20 protein-coding genes and 1 rRNA gene are annotated in these 19,874 nt (G+C 38.2%); 18 read left to right on the top strand and 3 right to left on the bottom strand.

Annotated features, from left to right (window positions below; all coding sequences use genetic code 11):
- The first annotated feature begins 88 nt into the window (after window positions 1-88).
- From liaF to IGK72_RS11515, 12 genes are all read left to right on the top strand, one after another.
- Window positions 89-820, top strand: a complete 732-nt coding sequence (gene liaF / locus IGK72_RS11570) for a cell wall-active antibiotics response protein LiaF (protein ID WP_002381168.1) — start codon at window positions 89-91, stop codon at window positions 818-820.
- On the top strand, window positions 817-1,920 hold the full coding sequence (locus tag IGK72_RS11565; protein ID WP_002365182.1) for a sensor histidine kinase: 1,104 nt from the start codon (window positions 817-819) through the stop codon (window positions 1,918-1,920). Before liaF ends, IGK72_RS11565 begins: the two co-directional genes overlap by 4 nt.
- Window positions 1,895-2,527: a response regulator gene (locus IGK72_RS11560; RefSeq protein ID WP_002355137.1), complete on the top strand. Its 633-nt coding sequence runs from the start codon at window positions 1,895-1,897 to the stop codon at window positions 2,525-2,527. The genes IGK72_RS11565 and IGK72_RS11560 overlap by 26 nt, the downstream gene beginning before the upstream one ends.
- A 103-nt stretch (window positions 2,528-2,630) precedes the next feature.
- Complete coding sequence (locus IGK72_RS11555; protein ID WP_002355139.1) at window positions 2,631-3,296, top strand: potassium channel family protein; 666 nt, start codon at window positions 2,631-2,633, stop codon at window positions 3,294-3,296.
- A gap of 54 nt (window positions 3,297-3,350) precedes the next feature.
- Entirely contained in the window at window positions 3,351-3,680 is a 330-nt protein-coding gene (locus IGK72_RS11550) for a HesB/YadR/YfhF family protein (protein WP_002355140.1), read from the top strand.
- A gap of 203 nt (window positions 3,681-3,883) precedes the next feature.
- Window positions 3,884-4,822 carry a glycosyltransferase family 2 protein gene (locus IGK72_RS11545; RefSeq protein ID WP_023894780.1) on the top strand — a complete coding sequence of 313 codons (939 nt, stop codon included), beginning with the start codon at window positions 3,884-3,886 and terminating at the stop codon, window positions 4,820-4,822.
- A gap of 146 nt (window positions 4,823-4,968) precedes the next feature.
- A complete protein-coding gene (locus IGK72_RS11540; protein WP_002385276.1) occupies window positions 4,969-6,102 on the top strand; it encodes an ABC transporter ATP-binding protein in 1,134 nt (377 codons plus the stop codon).
- Window positions 6,102-6,977, top strand: a complete 876-nt coding sequence (locus IGK72_RS11535; protein WP_002355143.1) for a carbohydrate ABC transporter permease — start codon at window positions 6,102-6,104, stop codon at window positions 6,975-6,977. Before IGK72_RS11540 ends, IGK72_RS11535 begins: the two co-directional genes overlap by 1 nt.
- Window positions 6,978-6,981: 4 nt before the next feature.
- Window positions 6,982-7,800, top strand: coding sequence for a carbohydrate ABC transporter permease (locus IGK72_RS11530; protein ID WP_002355144.1), 819 nt, complete (start codon window positions 6,982-6,984; stop codon window positions 7,798-7,800).
- Window positions 7,784-9,073 carry an MBL fold metallo-hydrolase gene (locus IGK72_RS11525; RefSeq protein WP_070416027.1) on the top strand — a complete coding sequence of 430 codons (1,290 nt, stop codon included), beginning with the start codon at window positions 7,784-7,786 and terminating at the stop codon, window positions 9,071-9,073. The genes IGK72_RS11530 and IGK72_RS11525 overlap by 17 nt, the downstream gene beginning before the upstream one ends.
- Window positions 9,074-9,096: 23 nt before the next feature.
- Window positions 9,097-10,377, top strand: a complete 1,281-nt coding sequence (locus IGK72_RS11520) for an extracellular solute-binding protein (RefSeq protein WP_002359172.1) — start codon at window positions 9,097-9,099, stop codon at window positions 10,375-10,377.
- A gap of 97 nt (window positions 10,378-10,474) precedes the next feature.
- Window positions 10,475-12,028 carry a bifunctional metallophosphatase/5'-nucleotidase gene (locus tag IGK72_RS11515; protein WP_002369963.1) on the top strand — a complete coding sequence of 518 codons (1,554 nt, stop codon included), beginning with the start codon at window positions 10,475-10,477 and terminating at the stop codon, window positions 12,026-12,028.
- A gap of 64 nt (window positions 12,029-12,092) precedes the next feature.
- Here the strand turns inward: IGK72_RS11515 and IGK72_RS11510 are convergent, their stop codons facing one another.
- Entirely contained in the window at window positions 12,093-13,055 is a 963-nt protein-coding gene (locus IGK72_RS11510) for a phosphoglycerate dehydrogenase (RefSeq protein WP_002380857.1), read from the bottom strand.
- Between the two features lie 148 nt (window positions 13,056-13,203).
- Complete coding sequence (locus IGK72_RS11505; RefSeq protein ID WP_023894777.1) at window positions 13,204-14,214, bottom strand: NAD(P)/FAD-dependent oxidoreductase; 1,011 nt, start codon at window positions 14,212-14,214, stop codon at window positions 13,204-13,206.
- Window positions 14,215-14,418: 204 nt separating this feature from the next.
- Here IGK72_RS11505 and IGK72_RS11500 point away from each other — a divergent pair, with 204 nt between their 5' ends.
- Together IGK72_RS11500 and IGK72_RS11495 are read left to right on the top strand one after the other, a co-directional pair.
- On the top strand, window positions 14,419-15,009 hold the full coding sequence (locus IGK72_RS11500) for a peptidylprolyl isomerase (protein ID WP_002355150.1): 591 nt from the start codon (window positions 14,419-14,421) through the stop codon (window positions 15,007-15,009).
- Between the two features lie 164 nt (window positions 15,010-15,173).
- The gene (locus IGK72_RS11495; protein WP_002355151.1) at window positions 15,174-15,380 is read left to right on the top strand and encodes a DUF3955 domain-containing protein; all 207 of its coding nucleotides are present in this window, start codon (window positions 15,174-15,176) and stop codon (window positions 15,378-15,380) included.
- Between the two features lie 33 nt (window positions 15,381-15,413).
- Here IGK72_RS11495 and IGK72_RS11490 read toward each other — a convergent pair whose 3' ends face one another.
- Window positions 15,414-16,580, bottom strand: coding sequence for a MalY/PatB family protein (locus IGK72_RS11490; RefSeq protein WP_023894776.1), 1,167 nt, complete (start codon window positions 16,578-16,580; stop codon window positions 15,414-15,416).
- A gap of 183 nt (window positions 16,581-16,763) precedes the next feature.
- Between IGK72_RS11490 and IGK72_RS11485 the strand changes: the two genes are divergently transcribed.
- From IGK72_RS11485 to IGK72_RS11470, 4 genes are all read left to right on the top strand, one after another.
- Window positions 16,764-17,132, top strand: coding sequence for a CvfD/Ygs/GSP13 family RNA-binding post-transcriptional regulator (locus tag IGK72_RS11485; protein ID WP_002365178.1), 369 nt, complete (start codon window positions 16,764-16,766; stop codon window positions 17,130-17,132).
- A 64-nt stretch (window positions 17,133-17,196) separates the two neighbouring features.
- Window positions 17,197-17,568: a hypothetical protein gene (locus tag IGK72_RS11480; RefSeq protein ID WP_002385270.1), complete on the top strand. Its 372-nt coding sequence runs from the start codon at window positions 17,197-17,199 to the stop codon at window positions 17,566-17,568.
- Window positions 17,552-17,800 carry a hypothetical protein gene (locus IGK72_RS11475; protein WP_002392518.1) on the top strand — a complete coding sequence of 83 codons (249 nt, stop codon included), beginning with the start codon at window positions 17,552-17,554 and terminating at the stop codon, window positions 17,798-17,800. The genes IGK72_RS11480 and IGK72_RS11475 overlap by 17 nt, the downstream gene beginning before the upstream one ends.
- Window positions 17,801-18,234: 434 nt before the next feature.
- Window positions 18,235-19,795, top strand: a 16S ribosomal RNA gene (locus IGK72_RS11470).
- Window positions 19,796-19,874: the final 79 nt, after the last annotated feature.

The raw sequence follows: 19,874 nt of genomic DNA, 5'->3' as shown, positions 1-19,874 counted from the left end.
TAAAGTCCTATGGTAACCTGAGGCGCAAACCACTATGATTAAATAAAATAAACGAGTAAAATAAATGACAGAGGGAGGAGGCAAATCTATGAATAACCCTTGGCGCTTTTTTATCGTCGCAGAAGCATTACTTTTTATTCTGGCGTTATGGCAAATTGTACATAATCCTGGATTAGCTGTTTTATTAACAATTGGCGTTTTACTTGTAGCCTACGTTTCCAGGAAAGCATCTAAAACACATTTTAACAACTTTCAATTCGTCCTCGGCGTTGTTTTTATTGTCATTGGTGCAATGAATAGCACGGCTGTTTGGTTTATGTTGATTTTTGGCGTACTCTTTATCGGCTTAAAAGGCTTTGAGATTTCAGGCGTGGATATAGCTGAGCGAGCACCTTGGCGAAAAAAACAAATGATTATGGTGGAGACGGCGGCAAAAGAACCTAAAAATGGCAAACGATTTAAACGCCGCTGGTTTGCCAACGAACGCATTGGTAACAATATCTATGAATGGGACGATATCAATATTGATTTAATCTCTGGGGACACCATTATTGATTTAGGTAATACGCTACTACCGAAAGAAGACAATATTATTATTATTCGTAAAGGTTTTGGCCGCACGCGAATTCTAGTGCCGTTAGGTGTAGCTATTTTGTTAGAACATTCAACTTTTTACGGAACGGTACGTTTTGAAGAAGAAAAATATCAATTGAAAAACGAATCATTAAAAATTTACAGCAATGATTATGATACCAATCTTCGTCGTTTGAAAATTATGACGAACACTTTAGTAGGAGATGTTGAGGTGATCCGTGTATGACCGATCGGATTTCAAGACGCATGATTTCATTATATGCGTCCCTTAGCACCTTTATTGTTATCTTAATTACATTGTTTTCATATTTTCATTCGATTAAACAAAACCGGTGGCTATTAGAGCTTCTTCAGAGAAAAGTCTTTTATCTACCACTAATTGTGCACATTGTTCTCATATCCTTACTAATAGGCTTATTGACCTTTTTACTGATTTCATTGGTTCAAAAAGGGCAATATGGACGGATTGAAGAAAAACTTCGGTTATTGGCCAACGGTAATTATGAAAGTCCAGTCTTAAACAAACCAACGACCAGTGAAAATCAAGACCATTATCTAACCGAAGTCGAACAAGATATTTGGTCGATTAAAAATAAATTATTAGAGATGTCTAAAGAATTGCAATTATTAAACAGTCGACCGCAATTAATGGATGGGCAAACAAAAGAAGAAATTTTAGAGAACGAGCGGCATCGTTTGGCGCGGGAGTTGCATGATTCAGTCAGTCAACAACTTTTTGCAGCCATGATGATGTTGTCTGCATTAAATGAACAAGCACAACGAACAGAAACCCCGGAACCATATCGTAAACAACTAGCCATGGTGGCAGAAATCATTAATGCCTCCCAATCGGAAATGCGCGCGCTACTATTGCACTTGCGTCCTATCAGTCTAGAAGGAAAAAGTTTGCGTAAAGGTATTGAACAATTACTGAAAGAACTACAAACAAAAATTAAAATTGAATTGATTTGGGATGTTGAAGATGTTCATTTAAATAGCAGCATTGAGGATCATCTTTTCCGAATTGTGCAGGAGTTACTTTCAAATACCTTAAGACATGCCAAAGCAAAGGAATTAGAGGTATACTTACACCAAGTCGATAAAAACGTGTTATTGCGTATTGTTGATGATGGTGTCGGCTTTGATATGAAGGAACAAAGTAATAAAGCCGGTAGTTATGGCTTAAATAATATTCGAGAACGTGTTGTCGGCATGGGCGGTACAGTTAAAATTATTAGTTTTAAAGGGCAGGGAACCAGCGTTGAAATTAAAGTTCCTGTCATAAAGGAGGAAACTGCAAGTGATCAAAGTAATGTTAGTGGATGACCATGAAATGGTCCGTTTAGGCGTTTCATCATATTTATCTATTCAAGAGGATATAGAAGTCGTAGGCGAAGCAGAAAACGGTAAGATTGGCTATGAAAAAGCATTGGAACTACGTCCAGATGTTATTTTGATGGATTTGGTAATGGAAGAAATGGACGGCATTGATTCAACAAAAGCGATCTTGAAAGATTGGCCAGAAGCCAAGATTATTATTGTGACGAGTTTTATTGATGATGAAAAAGTGTATCCGGCGATTGAAGCTGGTGCAGCGGGCTACCTATTAAAAACATCAACAGCACATGAGATTGCTGATGCAATTCGGGCGACTTATCGCGGAGAGCGTGTGTTGGAACCTGAAGTGACGCATAAGATGATGGAACGGTTAACAAAAAAACAAGAGCCGGTGTTGCACGAAGATTTGACAAACCGGGAACACGAAATTTTAATGTTGATTGCACAAGGTAAAAGTAATCAGGAAATAGCTGATGAACTCTTTATCACTTTGAAAACAGTTAAAACACATGTTTCAAACATTTTAGCAAAACTAGATGTGGATGATCGGACCCAAGCGGCGATTTATGCTTTTCAACATGGTTTAGCCAAATAAATATCAGATAAATCCATAAATAAATTCTAGGAAATCCTTCTAGGAATTTATTTATGGATTTGTTATACTAATTTTAACGAACAGACAGGAGCGGTCAGAAGAAATGAAACAAAATTTTGCAATTATTGGTTTAGGACGTTTTGGCGGCAGCATATGCCAAACTTTGGTGGAAGCTGGTCAAGAAGTTTTGGCCATTGACAGCAGTGAAGACCGTGTCAATGAATATATGAATATTGCAACGCATGCAGTGGTGGCTAACGCCCAAGATGAAATGACGTTGCGTTCTTTAGGGATTCGGAATTTTGATCACGTAGTGGTGGCAATTGGTGAAGATATTCAAGCGAGTATTTTAGTAACATTAATGGTTAAAGAGATGGGGGTTCCCAATGTCTTAGCCAAAGCAGTCAATGAATATCATGCCCGTGTCTTAGATAAAATTGGGGCAGACATGGTCGTTCACCCAGAGCGGGATATGGGCATTCGAATTGCTCACAAACTTGTTTCACGCAATATTTTAGATTATATTGAATTATCTAGCGAATTTTCATTAGCTGAGGTTCGGGTCACCAATCCTAAATTTTACAATAAAACCTTAGCAGAATTAAATTTCCGTCAGCGATTTGGTTTAACTGTGGTAGCGATTCGCCGCTCGAAAACAGAAGTAATTGCTTCGCCAGATGCTTCTGAAATTGTTCGAGAAAACGACAATTTATTAGTTATCGGTGATACAGCAGACGTGGATTTATTAGATGAAAAAATGAATGGCTAAGCACTTTATTCTCTAAAAGCACTACGCTGTGCTACAATAAATGGCGACAGAGATGTGAAGGAGGAACAAAGAATGAAATTAGAAGTGACACCGAAAGCCCAACAATGGTTTAAAGAAGAAACCGGGGTTCAGCCTGAGACAGGCATTCGTTTTTTCGGAAAAATTTACGGAAAAACACCTGTTCATGATGGTTTTTCCATTGCGATGTCTGTAGAAGCGCCAGATGAGCCAATGATTAAAGAGAACCTAGATGGGATTACCTATTTTATTGAAGAAACAGATGATTGGTTCTTTAAAGGGTATGATTTGATTGTTGATTATGATGAAAAGAATGATGAACCGCGTTATCAATTTGAAGCGAACCAAGAAGATTTAACAAAATAAATTTAGTGCTAAACAGAAAAAGATGAAGTAGTGCGTAGGACTATTTCTGTTGCTTTCGTTTAACCGCTAGTCAGCCTGAGAAAAAATCGTTTTGGATTTTTTCTCAGGTTCTTTCTATTTAAGTTATTTTTAGTTGGATATCGTTATTTAATAAGGCTATTATATGGTATAATGATAATTAACTGAAGTGTGGAGGAAATAAAATGTTATCAATTGTTGTCCCTTGTTATAATGAGGAAGCAGCGATTCCGCTGTTTTTTGAAGAAGTAGAAAAAATTAGCCAGCAACTGTCTCATTCAGTAGAATATATATTTGTGAATGATGGCTCAAAAGATAATACGTTAGCTGTTTTAAGACAGCTTTATCGCGAACATCCAGAGAAGGTCCGTTATCTTTCTTTTTCACGAAATTTTGGGAAAGAAGCAGGCTTATACGCTGGTTTAAAAGAAGCAACAGGTGACTTAGTGACAGTCATGGACGTTGATTTACAAGACCCGCCTGAGTTATTACCTCAAATGATTGAGATGATTGAAACCAGTACAGATTTAGATTGTGTTGGCACACGACGCATAACAAGAGACGGCGAACCGCCCATTCGTAGCTTGTTTGCACGGATGTTCTATAAACTCATTAATCGAATTGCTGAGACGGAAATGGTGGATGGTGCCCGTGACTTTCGTGTCATGACCCGACAAATGGTCGATGCGATTTTAGAGTTATCTGAGTATAATCGTTTTTCAAAAGGGATTTTTAGTTGGGTCGGCTTTAAAACAGAATATATTGAATTTAAAAATCGAGAACGAATTGCTGGAGAAACCTCTTGGTCTTTCTGGAGTCTATTAAGTTATTCAATTGACGGGATTGTCAATTTTTCAGAAACACCATTGAATATTGCTTCATACGTTGGCGCCTTTTCGTGTATTGGTTCTGCACTAGCAATGTTAGTGATTATCTTTCGAACATTAGTTAATGGTGATCCAACAAGCGGCTGGCCTTCAATGGTTTGTATTGTACTTTTTGTAGGTGGTTTGCAACTATTATGTTTAGGAATTATTGGCAAATATATCGGCAAAATTTTCTTAGAAACGAAAAAACGACCAATTTATATTGTAAAGGAATCAGAAAAAGATTCTAAAAAATAACCAAAAAAGCAGAGAAAAATTCTCTGTTTTTTTGTTGTGCATTAAAAAAAGTGTGAATAGACTTTTCAGAAAAACAACATTTTTTACATAAAAAATACATTAACTTTACCTATTTTTATCTTAATGAAACAGCTTTGCTCTCGCGGTTGCAAGAAATAAATGTTAAAATCAAAAGGTATGCTATTAAATGTTTTTTTGGAGGTTGGGTCATGATAGAAGTTATCGACTTGAAAAAAGTATTCGATAATGGGTTTGAAGCGTTAAAATCGGTCAATTTTACGATTGAGCAAGGGGACTTGGTTTGTTTGTTAGGACCAAGTGGGTGTGGGAAATCCACAATTTTAAACTTAATTGCAGGTTTATTACATCCAAGTGATGGAGATATTCAGTTTCGACAGCAATCGGTTGTCAAAACAGCACCAAAAGATCGGAACATCGGGTTCGTTTTTCAAAATTATGCCTTATATCCACATATGACTGTTCTAGAAAACGTAATGTTTCCTTTGACGGTAGGAAGTAAGAAAGTTCCCAAGGCAGAGGCACAAGCTATTGCCGAAGAATATATGAAACTAACGAATATTGAAGAGTTAAGCCATAAAAAGCCAGGCACACTTTCTGGTGGTCAACAACAGCGTGTTGCGATTACCCGGGCGTTAGTTCAAAAACCAGATGTTTTATTATTAGATGAGCCTTTAAGTAACTTGGATGCACGTTTGCGTTTGAAAATTCGTGAAGAAATCCGCCGCTTGGTGAAAGAAGTAGGCATTACAACAATCTTTGTAACGCACGACCAAGAGGAAGCGCTATCAATCAGTGATAAAATTATTTTATTAAACGAAGGGGTTATTCAACAAAATGATGAACCTCAAAACCTTTACTTAGAACCAAATAACTTATTTGTTGCTCAGTTCATAGGTAACCCAATTATTAATTTATTGTCTGTTGAAGTGAAAGACGGCAAAATGTACCACGAAAGTTTTGAAATTCCGCTTGAGCGTTTTGAGCAAGCACGCTTTAAAATGCCAATGACTGATGGGAAATATACGTTTGCTTCTCGTCCAGAAGATGTGGTACCAACTGAAACAGGTCTCTTTACCACAACGACAGATTTAGTGGAATTGATTGGTCGAGAACGTATTTTACGATTTACATTAGGAAATGAACAAGTGAAATCAATTGTAAGTGTAGAAGAAGCGATTGAAGAAGGAGACACTTTATCTTTTGATTTTTCATATAAAAAAGTATTTATCTTTAACGAAGCGGGAGACCGGGTTTACTAATGAAAAAATACAATCCAGAAAATCAACCAAAAGCATGGCTCTTCCTTCTGCCATCATTAGGAATCATTTTACTGTTTAGCGTTTATCCACTGTTTCGTTCTTTGTGGATGAGCTTCCAAAAAGGTTCCTTAATTAACCAACGCTACGCTGGTTTAGAAAATTATCAACGTGTATTGAATGATCCAATCTTCTATAAAGCGTTAAAAAATACAGCGCTCTATGCATTTGCTGTGGTACCGATTGCCTTGATAATTTCCCTAGCAATTGCTTGGATTATCTTTGAAAAAGTTAAACATAAGAGTTTCTTTGAAACGATTTTCTTTATGCCTTATGTAACGAGTACGATTGCCATTGGGATTGTCTTCCGTTACTTCTTTAATGGCGATTATGGAATTGTCAATTACGTCTTAGGCTTTTTCGGCATTCCTTCTGTCAACTGGCTAGATAATGTTCAAATGAGTATGCCGACATTGATTATTTTTGGGGTTTGGACGAGTTTAGCATTTAATATTATTATTTTGTTGGCTGGGTTGAGAAATATTGATGAAGAACATTTTAAAATTGCAAAAATGTTTGGCGCCTCAGACGGCGAAATTTTCCGACGTATTACGTTTCCGCAGCTAGTCCCGACCATTGCCTTTTTATTAACGGTCAATTTAATTGGCGCCTTTAAAGTTTATACACAAGTTTATGCTTTATTCGGTGGTCGTGCGGGGATTGCCAATAGTGCCACAACCGCAGTGTACTATATTTATGACAAATTCCACATTGCAGGGCGTCCCGGAATTGCGATGGCCGCCACAGTGATTTTATTTGTGATTATTTTAGTGGTCACTTTCTTACAAAATAAACTCTTAAAGAAAGTGGGGCAATAAGCCAATGAAAAAAGTTTTAACGATTATCGCATTTGTTTTCTTAGGCATTTTAGCCGTTATTACGTTATTTCCATTTGTCTATATGATTTTAGCTGGTTTAATGAGTTACTCTGAAGCGACCAGCATGCCGCCAACCATGTTTCCAAAACAACCACAATGGCAAAACTACACAGAGGTCTTTCAAAAAGCACCCTTTCTTCGGTATTTCTTGAACACAGTCTTTGTTTCAGGCGTTACAACGATTGCTACGGTAGTCACCGCCGTGTTAGCTTCATTCGCATTAACGAGTTTGAAGTTCCGTTTTAAAAATGTGGTCATTGCTTTGATGATTTCGTTGTTAATGGTTCCGTATGAATCTATTATTTTTACCAATTATCAAACGATTGCGCAATTAGGTTTGTTAAATACTTACAGCGCCTTAATTATTCCATTTTTAACTAGTATTTTTTATATTTACTATTTAAACGGTTATTTAAAAGGTATTCCTGATACTTTTTACAAGGCTGCCAAGATTGATGGCGCTAGTGATTTAGAATATATTTGGCGTATTTTAGTACCAATGTCAAAACCAGCGTTGGTAACAGTAGGGATTTTAACATTCATTTCTAGTTGGAATTCTTTCTTGTGGCCATTGTTGGTGACGAACGAGAAAAAATACCGTCTATTGAATAATGGACTATCGGCCTTTGCGACAGAGAGCGGTAGTGACGTACATTTACAAATGGCTGCTGCAACATTAACCGTTATTCCAATTTTAATTATTTACTTGATTTTCAGAAAAGAAATTATCAGAGGAGTTGCAAAAAATGGAATCAAAGGCTAAAACAACTGTGACTTTTCACAGTGGCATTTTAACAATTGGAGGAACCGTGATTGAAGTGGCGTATAAAGATGCCCACATCTTCTTTGATTTTGGTACAGAATTTCGACCAGAATTAGATTTGCCCGATGATCACATTGAAACCTTAATTAATAATCGTTTAGTGCCAGAATTAAAAGACTTATATGACCCACGTTTAGGTTATGAATATCATGGTGCAGAAGACAAAGAGTATCAACACACCGCTGTTTTCTTATCTCATGCCCATTTAGATCATTCACGCATGATTAATTATTTAGACCCAGCTGTTCCGTTGTACGCATTAAAAGAAACGAAGATGATTCTAAATAGTTTAAATCGCAAAGGTGATTTTTTGATTCCATCACCGTTTGAAGAAAAGAATTTTACCCGAGAAATGATTGGTCTTAATAAAAACGATGTGATTAAAGTTGGCGAAATTTCAGTGGAAATCGTACCTGTTGATCATGATGCGTACGGTGCTTCGGCATTACTGATTCGCACGCCTGACCATTTTATCACATACACAGGTGATTTGCGCTTACATGGCCATAATCGTGAAGAGACTTTAGCTTTTTGTGAAAAAGCTAAACATACTGAATTATTAATGATGGAAGGCGTAAGCATTAGCTTCCCAGAACGTGAACCAGATCCAGCCCAAATAGCGGTTGTAAGTGAAGAAGATCTTGTTCAGCACTTGGTTCGTTTAGAACTAGAAAACCCGAATCGACAAATTACCTTTAATGGTTATCCAGCAAACGTGGAACGTTTTGCTAAGATTATTGAAAAGTCACCACGTACAGTCGTTTTAGAAGCAAATATGGCTGCGTTGTTACTTGAAGTATTTGGAATAGAAGTTCGTTATTATTATGCTGAATCTGGTAAAATACTAGAATTGAATCCAGCGTTAGAAATCCCGTATGACACGTTACTAAAGGACAAAACAGACTATTTGTGGCAAGTTGTGAACCAGTTTGACAACCTCCAAGAAGGTAGTTTATACATTCACAGTGATGCGCAACCGTTAGGGGACTTTGATCCACAGTATCGCGTGTTTTTAGATTTGTTGGCTAAAAAAGACATTACTTTTGTCCGTTTAGCTTGTTCAGGACATGCAATTCCAGAAGATCTGGATAAAATTATTGCATTGATTGAACCTCAAGTATTGGTTCCAATCCATACGTTAAAACCAGAAAAACTGGAAAACCCGTATGGTGAAAGAATATTGCCAGAACGTGGCGAGCAAATTGTTTTATAAATTTTTTTAAGGGAGAGAAAAAAATGAAGTTCAAAACTCTAGCAACAACAGTGTTAGCAACCGCAGCTATTTTCGCATTGGGGGCTTGTGGTAACGGTAATGGGGCCAAAGAATCAAACGATATTGTGAAAGAAGTGAAGGAAGATACGACAATCACTTTCTGGCATGCAATGAATGGGGTTCAAGAAGAAGCGTTAACAAAATTAACGAAAGACTTCATGAAAGAAAATCCAAAAATTAAAGTGGAATTACAAAATCAATCTGCTTACCCTGATTTACAAGCCAAAATCAATTCGACTTTAACTTCACCAAAAGATTTACCAACAATTACGCAAGCGTACCCAGGCTGGTTATGGAATGCTGCACAAGATGAAATGTTAGTGGACTTAAAACCATATATGGATGATGACACAATCGGCTGGAAAGATGCAGAGCCAATTCGTGAAGTATTGTTAGACGGCGCCAAAATCGACGGCAAACAATACGGCATTCCATTTAATAAATCGACAGAAATGTTATTCTATAATGCTGATTTGTTGAAAGAATATGGTGTTGAAGTACCGAAAACATTAGAGGAATTAAAAGAAGCTTCTAAAACAATTTACGAAAAATCCAACAAAGAAGTCGTTGGTGCTGGTTTTGACTCGTTAAATAACTATTACGCAATTGGAATGAAAAACAAAGGCGTTGATTTTAATAAAGACTTAGATTTAACAAGCAAAGATTCACAAGAAGTCGTGGACTATTACCGTGATGGTATCGAAGCAGGTTACTTCCGCACAGCTGGTTCAGATAAATATTTATCTGGCCCATTTGCAAACAAAAAGGTAGCAATGTTTGTCGGTAGTATTGCTGGTGCTGGTTTTGTTCAAAAAGATGCTGAAGCTGGTGGCTATGAATACGGTGTTGCACCACGTCCTGAAAAAATCAACTTACAACAAGGAACAGATATTTATATGTTCGATAGTGCTACGCCAGAACAACGGACAGCGGCATTTGAATTCATGAAATTCTTAGCAACGCCTGATTCACAATTGTACTGGGCACAACAAACAGGTTATATGCCAATTTTAGAATCTGTTTTACACAGTGATGAGTACAAAAATTCTAAGACAACCAAAGTACCTGCACAACTTGAAAACGCAGTAAAAGATTTATTCGCTATCCCAGTAGAAGAAAATGCTGATTCAGCCTATAATGAAATGCGGACAATTATGGAAAGTATTTTTGCTTCATCAAATAAAGACACGAAAAAATTATTGAAAGATGCAACATCACAATTTGAACAAGCATGGAACCAATAATCAATAAATAAACAGACGTGGGAGGTTGGGATCTGAGTCGTTATGGCTCGTGTTCTAACCTTCCTGTTCTTTTGGGCGGAAGAAGGAGAGAAACAAAATGCAAATAAAAATTTTAGCAACAAGTGATATGCATGGGTACATTATGCCAACAAGTTATAGTGAAAAAAAGATGGATTTGCCTTTTGGAACCGCAAAAGCAGCAACCATGCTGAAAAAGTTACGGGCGTCTGCCAAAGGACCAGTTTTTCAAATTGAAAATGGGGATTTTATTCAAGGTTCGCCGCTTAGTTACTACGTAAGAAAAGCAGAAACACATTCAGTGGAAGCCATCACTAAAATCATTAATCAAATGAATTATGATGTTAGCATTTTAGGCAACCATGAATTTAATTACGGTTTAGATTATTTAAAGGAAACGATTGCCAGTTATCAACAGCCAGTTTTAGCTGCCAATATTCTTGGTAAAGATGGACAACCTTATTTCGGTCAGCCGTATGTCATCATAGAAAAACAAGGGGTTAAAGTAGCCATCCTTGGCGTGACGACTCAATATATTCCTCATTGGGAACAGCCGGCAACAGTCAAAAATTTAACGTTTAAAAGTGTCGTTGAAACAGCGGCGGAATACGTGCCAAAACTGCGGGAAGAAGCGGATCTAGTTGTTGTCGCTTACCATGGCGGTTTTGAAAAAGATTTAGAAACAGGGGAACCCACGGAATTACTAACAGGAGAAAATGAAGGCTACGATTTATTGGAAAAAGTTCCTGGGATTGATGCCTTAGTCACTGGTCACCAACATCGAGAAATTGCTACAAAACTGAATGGAATACCTGTGATTCAACCAGGTTTTCGAGGAGCTTTCGTTGGAGAAATTACTTTAGAAATTGAACCTATGGCTAAAGGCTATCGCGTTATTGGAAGTGATGCAGCTATTCATCCTGTTGGAAACGAACAACCAGATGCAGAAGTTTTAGCTTTGACAACAGCGTTACATGACGAGGTAGAAGAGTGGCTTGATCAACCAGTGGGAAATGTGGAAGGGGATATGACGATTCAAAATCCGAATGCCGTACGCCTCAAAGAACATCCGTATATAGAATTTATTAATAACGTCCAAATGGCTTCAAGCGGAACGGATATTTCAGGGACTGCACTTTTTAACAATGAAGGCAAAGGGTTTAATAATCAAATTACGATGCGCGATATCATTACCAACTACATTTATCCAAATACTTTGGCTGTATTGCGTGTCACTGGACAAGACCTCCGTGAAGCGTTAGAACAAAGCGCTACTTATTTTGTGTTAGAAAAAGGCCAACCAATTTTCAACCCGAAATATGTCGATCCAAAACCACAATACTATAATTATGATATGTATGAAGGCATTGAGTATACGCTTGACTTAAGACAACCGTTTGGTGAAAGAGTGACGAAACTTAATTATCATGGCAAAGCAGTGCAAGCAGAAGATGTTTTGGAAATCGTGACAAATCAATACCGAGCAGTCGGTGGCGGAAACTATCAAATGTTCCAACCTGAAAAAATTATTCGAGAAATTCAAATTGATATGACGGAACTGATTGCAGAATATTTAAAAAAACATCCAATCATTCAAGCGTCGACAAATGATAACTTCAAGGTTATCTGGTAAAAAATAGCAAAAAAAGCCTTCAACCATGCAATTACTTGAAAGATGGTTGAAGGCCTTTTTTGAGTTAATAGCCTTTTTTTAAGGAAACTTGGTTTTTGACGAGGGTCTGATCCGTCACAAATTGATTTAAGTTTGGAATAAAAATCGCCAGTAATTTTGATTTGAACTTCGGTGTCATGCCAGAAATATGAGGTGTTAATAAAACATTCTGCATCTCCCATAAAGGGCTATCTTCGGGAAGAGGTTCTTCTTCAAAGACATCTAAGGCAGCAAAAGCAATGGTTTTATTGTTTAAGGCAGTTATCAAATCGTTCGTTGCTACTGAGGCGCCGCGACCAACATTTACGAAAATTGTTTCAGGAGCCATTTTTTCAAAAAGTGCCTGATTGTATAAATGTTTTGTTGTTTCAGTCAAAGGAAGAATGTTCACAACAATGGACATTTCATGGATAATTTTACTCATATTCTTCTGTGAATAGCATTCAATGAAGCCTTCCGTCACATGTCCAGAGGTATTCACGCCATAAACTTGAAGATTTAAACCTTTAGCAAATTTAGCTAATTGTTGTCCGATTTGCCCGGTGCCTACGATTAACATTTTTTGCCCAGAAAGTTGTTGATAGGAAGGGGCTGTTTGATTCCATGTGTGTTGCATTTGTTGTTGGATACTTTCTTGCAGTCCGCGGGTATGTGCTAATAAAACGCCTAAAACATGTTCTGAGATAGAAACACTATGGATTCCGCTACCATTAGACAACAGAATGCCTTTTTCTCTTAATTTATCAAAATCCATATAATCAGCACCAGCAGAAATGAGCTGAATCCATTTTAGGTGACTAGTCTCAGAGGCTAATAAACGCGGACCAATTTCTTTATGCCAGCCTAACATAATTTCGATTGCCTCTTCTTCAGCAGAGGATAAATGATCGGTAGATGTTTTAACTAGATAATTGGGCGCCACAGCTTTCACTTGTTCCAGTTGTTCTTCGTTGAATACTTCATTTAAATAAATAATTGGTTGGTTCATCTTTCTTCCTCCTAGCACTTTTTATTGTATCAAAAATAAATTTAAAAGAGAAAAAGAAAGGCTTTTCAGTAAAGCAGAAAGCCAAGGACAAAAATCCGATTTAGATTTTTGTCCTTGGCTTAAAAACTGCTAAAGTCCAGTGCTAACCTTATTTAGGTACGCCGTTTTCAAATAAACTTGTACTATGAACTGGTTGACGTCGAGCATCGGGCCGTAAGTAATGTAAAGCATTATTTACGGCAGTAGGTGCCTCACCAAATCCTGTAGCGATTAATTTCACTTTTCCCTCATAGGAACAGATATCCCCTACAGCGTATACACCAGGAATGTTAGTTGACATATCGGAATGAACATTAATAGCATTTCTAGAAACGTCTAATCCCCATTCTTTGAGGTGTGTTAAAGAAGAAGTGAAGCCATAATTAATAATTAAATCATCCAGAGGGAGATCCAATGTTTGGTCACCTTTTGTCTCCGTTAATTGGATGCCTGTGAACGTTTCGTTTTCCTTTAAAATATCACTAATGATATAAGGAGTTCTGATAGAAACACTAGATTTTTCCAGTTGTTCCACGCTATGTTCATGGCCGCGAAATTGTGGGCGACGATGGATAATAGATACTTCTTCTGCAACGTTTTCTAGCATTAAAGCCCAGTCAATTGCGGAATCGCCGCCACCAGCAATCGCAACTTTTTTGCCAGCGAATTTTTTCATGTCAGTCACATAATAATGGATTGACTCACCTTCAAAGGCTTCAACATTTTCGATAGCTAAACGTCGAGGTTGGAAAGCACCGTTACCAATCGCAAAGATAACCGTTTTAGAATAATGTGTGCCTTTAGTTGTGTCTAAGCGCAGAAGTCCATCTGCTTCCTGTGCAAGGTGTGTGAGCTCTTCTTCCAAACAAACATCGTGCTGAAATGGCTGCATCTGTTTTTCCAAATTGGCAATTAACTCACCGGCTTTAATAGCAGGGAATCCAGGAATATCATAAATATATTTTTCGGGATACAGCATTGTTAGCTGACCACCTAATTGCGGCAGGCTATCAATGATTTTCGTTTTCGCTTTACGAATTCCCGCATAAAAAGCGGCAAATAATCCAACAGGACCGCCGCCGATAATCGTTAAATCATAAATATCTTTTTCATCAGACATTTGAAAATTCCTCCTAATTCATTTAGGGTTGAGACAACTATTGATCGTTTTGCGAACACTTCACAAAATAGCACGGCTTTTCGAAAAAAGCAAGTTTGGCTAACGAATCAAAGCATTCTTTAATCATTGGAAAAAGATCATAGCAATTTTCAGCATTTTTCGATATGATGGAACTATAAAATAATTATCTAGGAGGACATTCTCATGTCACAATTTCCACAATTAGATTTAGAAAATGCTAAAGGCCCAAAAGCGGTCATTAAAACAAACCGAGGCGACATCACTGTTCAATTATTCCCAGAACAAGCGCCTAAAACGGTTAAAAATTTTGTTGAATTAGCGAAAAAGGGCTACTATGATGGCGTTATTTTCCATCGTGTGATTCCTGATTTTATGATTCAAGGCGGTGACCCAACCGGAACAGGAATGGGCGGCGAAAGTATTTATGGAGAAGCATTTGAGGATGAATTTTCTCGGGATGTTTTCAATTTGCGTGGCGCATTGTCAATGGCAAATGCTGGTCCTAACACAAATGGTAGCCAATTCTTTGTTGTTACTAATCAAAATGTTCCAGCTCAAATGATGAGTCAGTTAGAAGACGCTGGTTTTCCAGAAGAAATTATTGAAGCTTACAAACAAGGCGGAACACCTTGGTTAGACTTCCGTCATACTGTTTTTGGTCATGTTGTTGATGGTATGGATGTAGTGGATGAAATTGGTGGAGTCCAACGGGATGCCCAAGACCGTCCAACATTTGACGTCGTGATGGACACAGTTGAAATCATTGGTGAATAAGTTTAACCAATTGAAAAAGAGGGTACCAACGAGGGACAAATTCGTTGGTACTCTTTATTTTTTTCTTAAAACGACTAACTTTTTTTTAAAAGCATCCAAATCGCTTCTTTTAATGAAGTCTTTATAGGATACTGAGTTAAAGAATAGAAGGAGAGGAAGCGAATTTGTTAGAAAAATACAGATATCCAATGGCCTTGGCTTTGTTTGCAGTAATACTCCCATTTATAGGAACGTTTTTTACGTATGTAGATCAGCAAGGAATCGTTCATGAACCAGGATTTTATACAATAATAATTGGAGAAATTTTACTTCTATTTTCAGGTATCTGGTTCGTCAGAGTTTATTTAGCTAAACGCAAAAGAAAGAATTAAAAACAGCTGTCCTAAAAACTAGGACAGCTGTTTTTAATTAAAGGCTTTTTTGATACGTAAAAGGCCTTCTTCGAGAGTTTCTTTTGAACAAGCTAAGTTTAAACGCATGTGTTGAGAACCTTGGGGACCAAAACTAATTCCTGGATTTAGAACCACTTTCCCCTTATGAATTAAGGTATCGCGAAGTTCTCGATCCGTTAGTGAATAAGAACTAAAGTCTAACCATAAAAGATAGGTTCCTTCAGGCTCCATTACACGAACGCTAGGCAGCTCTTCACGGAAAAAAGAAAGGGCAAAATCAATATTTTCTTTTAAATAATCAAGTAACGCCGCTAGCCATTCTTCCCCTGTTTGATAGGCAGCTGCCGTTCCCACGTAGCCAAAAGTATTGATACCGCCTTGATGATTTTTGTCTTGTAAAGATACGAAAGATTGCCGTAGTTTTTCATTAGGAATGAACAGCATTGAATTTTTAATCCCCGCTAAATTAAAGGTTTTCGTTGCCGCGGTTAAGGTAACAGTGAATTCCTTAAATGCTTCATCAGCGACAGTAAAGGAAGTGAAGGTATGCGGTTTGAAAATCAAATCCTGATGAATTTCATCGCTAACCACAGTTACTTGGTGTTTTTGGCATAAACGGCCAATTGCTAGCAATTCTTCTTTTGTCCAAACACGTCCACCAGGATTATGGGGATTACAAAAAAGTAACAGTTTCACCTTTTCTTCGATTATCTGTTGTTCCATTTTAACCAAATCAACTTCATAATGTCCGTTAACTTCTAGTAAAGAATGTCGCACGAGTCTACGCTCATTTTGTTTTACCACATCTGCAAAAGGGGGGTAGACTGGATCACAAATCATGACAGAATCAGCAGGTGCTGTATACGCTTGAACGGCTGTGGCCAAACTGGGTACCACGCCACTATTAAACAAAATTTCTTCTTTTTCAACAATCAATTGATGGTGTTGCCGTTGCCAATCTTGAATTGCTTGATACAGTTCATTAGGTGCCACCGCATATCCTAGAATGCCCTGTTCAATAACTTGTGACAAGGCATCAAGAATAGGCTGATGTACTTTGAAATCCATATCAGCAACCCATAAAGGTAGTAAATCTTTTTCGTGGTAACTCGTTTCAACGGTGTCCCATTTAACACAATTCGTGTGGCGACGCTCAATGGTTTCATTAAAATTAAACATAAGATAACTCCTTTTCTTCTATATAAAGTCTTACTTCCTATAGTATAGTAGATTTTGCTTAAAAGATGAAACAATAGTTTTAACAACTAGGGAAGAAATAATGCACAAACGTTGAAAAAATGCTATTATTTTAAATGAGTAGAAACGGAAAAAGAAATTTATCGTATGAAAAGAGGAAATTTGATGAAGTACAAAATTGGTATGGTACTTTCTGGCACAATTACCGGACTTCAACCATATGGCGCATTTGTTTCTTTAGACGAAGAAACACAAGGACTGATTCATGTTTCGGAAGTACAAGCTGGCTTTACCAAAAATATCCATGGACTCTTAACCGTTGGACAAAAAGTAACCGTTCAAGTTATTGATGTTGATGAATATTCTCAAAAGATTAGCTTATCTTTACGAACCCTTGAAGACAAAGTTCATTCAGTGAACCATCGACGCAAAAAATATTTTACGGATAAGAATAAAAAAATTGGCTTTGCAACCTTAGACAAAGAACTTCCAGAATGGATTGATGAAGCAATGGATAAGTTGCTTGAAAAATAATTCTGTATTTTTTCAGAAAGTGTGTTACAATTTCTTTTGTTAGTGAATCTAAAAATTAATTGAGGTGGATGTCGTGTCTAACAAAAAAGTCGCTGGAACAATCATACTGAACTTAAACGATGGTAGTAAAAAATTTTTGATGCATCCAATAGGTGAAGCGATTGAGTTTGCGATGGCAAAAGTTTCTGATGAGATGACGGGTTTAGCTAGTATGCTACAATGGTTCAAAGAAGAGGTTCAATTGGACGTTACTTCAATTAGCTTAGTAGAATTAACTAACGCGCATATCAATAAAGAAAATGTTCCGCTGTTTGTCTTCGAGATGGATGAACAAGCACTTAAAAATGAAATGGATAAAGACTATACATGGGTAGCACCTGCAGAATTAAAAACGATTTGGTCAAAATATCATATTGAAGGTGTCCCAATGTTTTAAACAAAAAAGAAAGAATCTGTCGATAATCGAACAGATTCTTTCTTTTTTTATGTTGTACGTAAAAAAGTTAATCGAACTATTTCAAATATATGATTCAAATTGTTCGATTTTTAGTAAGGAATTAAACTGTTTTGATAGACAATTAGGATTTAAAAAGTTTAAAAACGAAATAATTGAAAAGAATGAAAACAGATTGAAAACTTCTTTTAATTTTTTTGAAAAAAAGTGTTGACCAAACATCAAAATCTTGATATATTATTACATGTCGCAAGGCGAGTCACACAGCTGAGCGATTCAGAAATCAATAATTAAATAACAATTCTTGATTTCAAATCTCTCGAAAAAAGTTTGAAAAAACAACAAAAAAGTTGTTGACAAATAACAAGCGAGATGATAAGATATAGAAGTTGTCACAACAGACAACAACAACCGAGCAAAACAACTTAAAAAAACTTTTTTAAAAAAGTTCTTGACATTCAAACGAAAGTTTGTTATGATATAAAAGTTGCTGCGAGGTAACGTAGACCTTTGAAAACTGAACAAAGAATAGACGAACCAAATGTGTAGGGCGTCTTGATTCAATTCAAGACAACAAACATTTTTAACAAGCAAGCAATATGCTAGCAAACAAATTGAGCTTAACAATCGTAAGATTGTTCTAACTTTTATTATGAGAGTTTGATCCTGGCTCAGGACGAACGCTGGCGGCGTGCCTAATACATGCAAGTCGAACGCTTCTTTCCTCCCGAGTGCTTGCACTCAATTGGAAAGAGGAGTGGCGGACGGGTGAGTAACACGTGGGTAACCTACCCATCAGAGGGGGATAACACTTGGAAACAGGTGCTAATACCGCATAACAGTTTATGCCGCATGGCATAAGAGTGAAAGGCGCTTTCGGGTGTCGCTGATGGATGGACCCGCGGTGCATTAGCTAGTTGGTGAGGTAACGGCTCACCAAGGCCACGATGCATAGCCGACCTGAGAGGGTGATCGGCCACACTGGGACTGAGACACGGCCCAGACTCCTACGGGAGGCAGCAGTAGGGAATCTTCGGCAATGGACGAAAGTCTGACCGAGCAACGCCGCGTGAGTGAAGAAGGTTTTCGGATCGTAAAACTCTGTTGTTAGAGAAGAACAAGGACGTTAGTAACTGAACGTCCCCTGACGGTATCTAACCAGAAAGCCACGGCTAACTACGTGCCAGCAGCCGCGGTAATACGTAGGTGGCAAGCGTTGTCCGGATTTATTGGGCGTAAAGCGAGCGCAGGCGGTTTCTTAAGTCTGATGTGAAAGCCCCCGGCTCAACCGGGGAGGGTCATTGGAAACTGGGAGACTTGAGTGCAGAAGAGGAGAGTGGAATTCCATGTGTAGCGGTGAAATGCGTAGATATATGGAGGAACACCAGTGGCGAAGGCGGCTCTCTGGTCTGTAACTGACGCTGAGGCTCGAAAGCGTGGGGAGCAAACAGGATTAGATACCCTGGTAGTCCACGCCGTAAACGATGAGTGCTAAGTGTTGGAGGGTTTCCGCCCTTCAGTGCTGCAGCAAACGCATTAAGCACTCCGCCTGGGGAGTACGACCGCAAGGTTGAAACTCAAAGGAATTGACGGGGGCCCGCACAAGCGGTGGAGCATGTGGTTTAATTCGAAGCAACGCGAAGAACCTTACCAGGTCTTGACATCCTTTGACCACTCTAGAGATAGAGCTTTCCCTTCGGGGACAAAGTGACAGGTGGTGCATGGTTGTCGTCAGCTCGTGTCGTGAGATGTTGGGTTAAGTCCCGCAACGAGCGCAACCCTTATTGTTAGTTGCCATCATTTAGTTGGGCACTCTAGCGAGACTGCCGGTGACAAACCGGAGGAAGGTGGGGATGACGTCAAATCATCATGCCCCTTATGACCTGGGCTACACACGTGCTACAATGGGAAGTACAACGAGTCGCTAGACCGCGAGGTCATGCAAATCTCTTAAAGCTTCTCTCAGTTCGGATTGCAGGCTGCAACTCGCCTGCATGAAGCCGGAATCGCTAGTAATCGCGGATCAGCACGCCGCGGTGAATACGTTCCCGGGCCTTGTACACACCGCCCGTCACACCACGAGAGTTTGTAACACCCGAAGTCGGTGAGGTAACCTTTTTGGAGCCAGCCGCCTAAGGTGGGATAGATGATTGGGGTGAAGTCGTAACAAGGTAGCCGTATCGGAAGGTGCGGCTGGATCACCTCCTTTCTAAGGGATATTACGGAAATACACATTTCGTCTTTACTTTGTTCAGTTTTGAGAGGTCTACTCTCAATCAAATAAGCTC

Source organism: Enterococcus sp. DIV0183 (assembly GCF_050541505.1).
Classification (GTDB): Bacteria; Bacillota; Bacilli; order Lactobacillales; family Enterococcaceae; genus Enterococcus; species Enterococcus faecalis.
This window is presented reverse-complemented; position numbering and strand designations above follow the sequence as displayed.

What these genes read in the sequence shown, in the direction of transcription:
- IGK72_RS11555 (WP_002355139.1), top strand. Translation starts at nt 2,631, where the DNA reads ATGAAACAAAATTTTGCAATTATTGGTTTAGGACGTTTTGGCGGCAGC.
- IGK72_RS11520 (WP_002359172.1), top strand. Translation starts at nt 9,097, where the DNA reads ATGAAGTTCAAAACTCTAGCAACAACAGTGTTAGCAACCGCAGCTATT.
- IGK72_RS11510 (WP_002380857.1), bottom strand. Translation starts at nt 13,055, where the DNA reads ATGAACCAACCAATTATTTATTTAAATGAAGTATTCAACGAAGAACAA.
- IGK72_RS11515 (WP_002369963.1), top strand. Translation starts at nt 10,475, where the DNA reads ATGCAAATAAAAATTTTAGCAACAAGTGATATGCATGGGTACATTATG.
- IGK72_RS11565 (WP_002365182.1), top strand. Translation starts at nt 817, where the DNA reads ATGACCGATCGGATTTCAAGACGCATGATTTCATTATATGCGTCCCTT.
- IGK72_RS11500 (WP_002355150.1), top strand. Translation starts at nt 14,419, where the DNA reads ATGTCACAATTTCCACAATTAGATTTAGAAAATGCTAAAGGCCCAAAA.
- liaF (WP_002381168.1), top strand. Translation starts at nt 89, where the DNA reads ATGAATAACCCTTGGCGCTTTTTTATCGTCGCAGAAGCATTACTTTTT.
- IGK72_RS11545 (WP_023894780.1), top strand. Translation starts at nt 3,884, where the DNA reads ATGTTATCAATTGTTGTCCCTTGTTATAATGAGGAAGCAGCGATTCCG.
- IGK72_RS11525 (WP_070416027.1), top strand. Translation starts at nt 7,784, where the DNA reads ATGGAATCAAAGGCTAAAACAACTGTGACTTTTCACAGTGGCATTTTA.
- IGK72_RS11505 (WP_023894777.1), bottom strand. Translation starts at nt 14,214, where the DNA reads ATGTCTGATGAAAAAGATATTTATGATTTAACGATTATCGGCGGCGGT.
- IGK72_RS11530 (WP_002355144.1), top strand. Translation starts at nt 6,982, where the DNA reads ATGAAAAAAGTTTTAACGATTATCGCATTTGTTTTCTTAGGCATTTTA.
- IGK72_RS11535 (WP_002355143.1), top strand. Translation starts at nt 6,102, where the DNA reads ATGAAAAAATACAATCCAGAAAATCAACCAAAAGCATGGCTCTTCCTT.
- IGK72_RS11485 (WP_002365178.1), top strand. Translation starts at nt 16,764, where the DNA reads ATGAAGTACAAAATTGGTATGGTACTTTCTGGCACAATTACCGGACTT.
- IGK72_RS11490 (WP_023894776.1), bottom strand. Translation starts at nt 16,580, where the DNA reads ATGTTTAATTTTAATGAAACCATTGAGCGTCGCCACACGAATTGTGTT.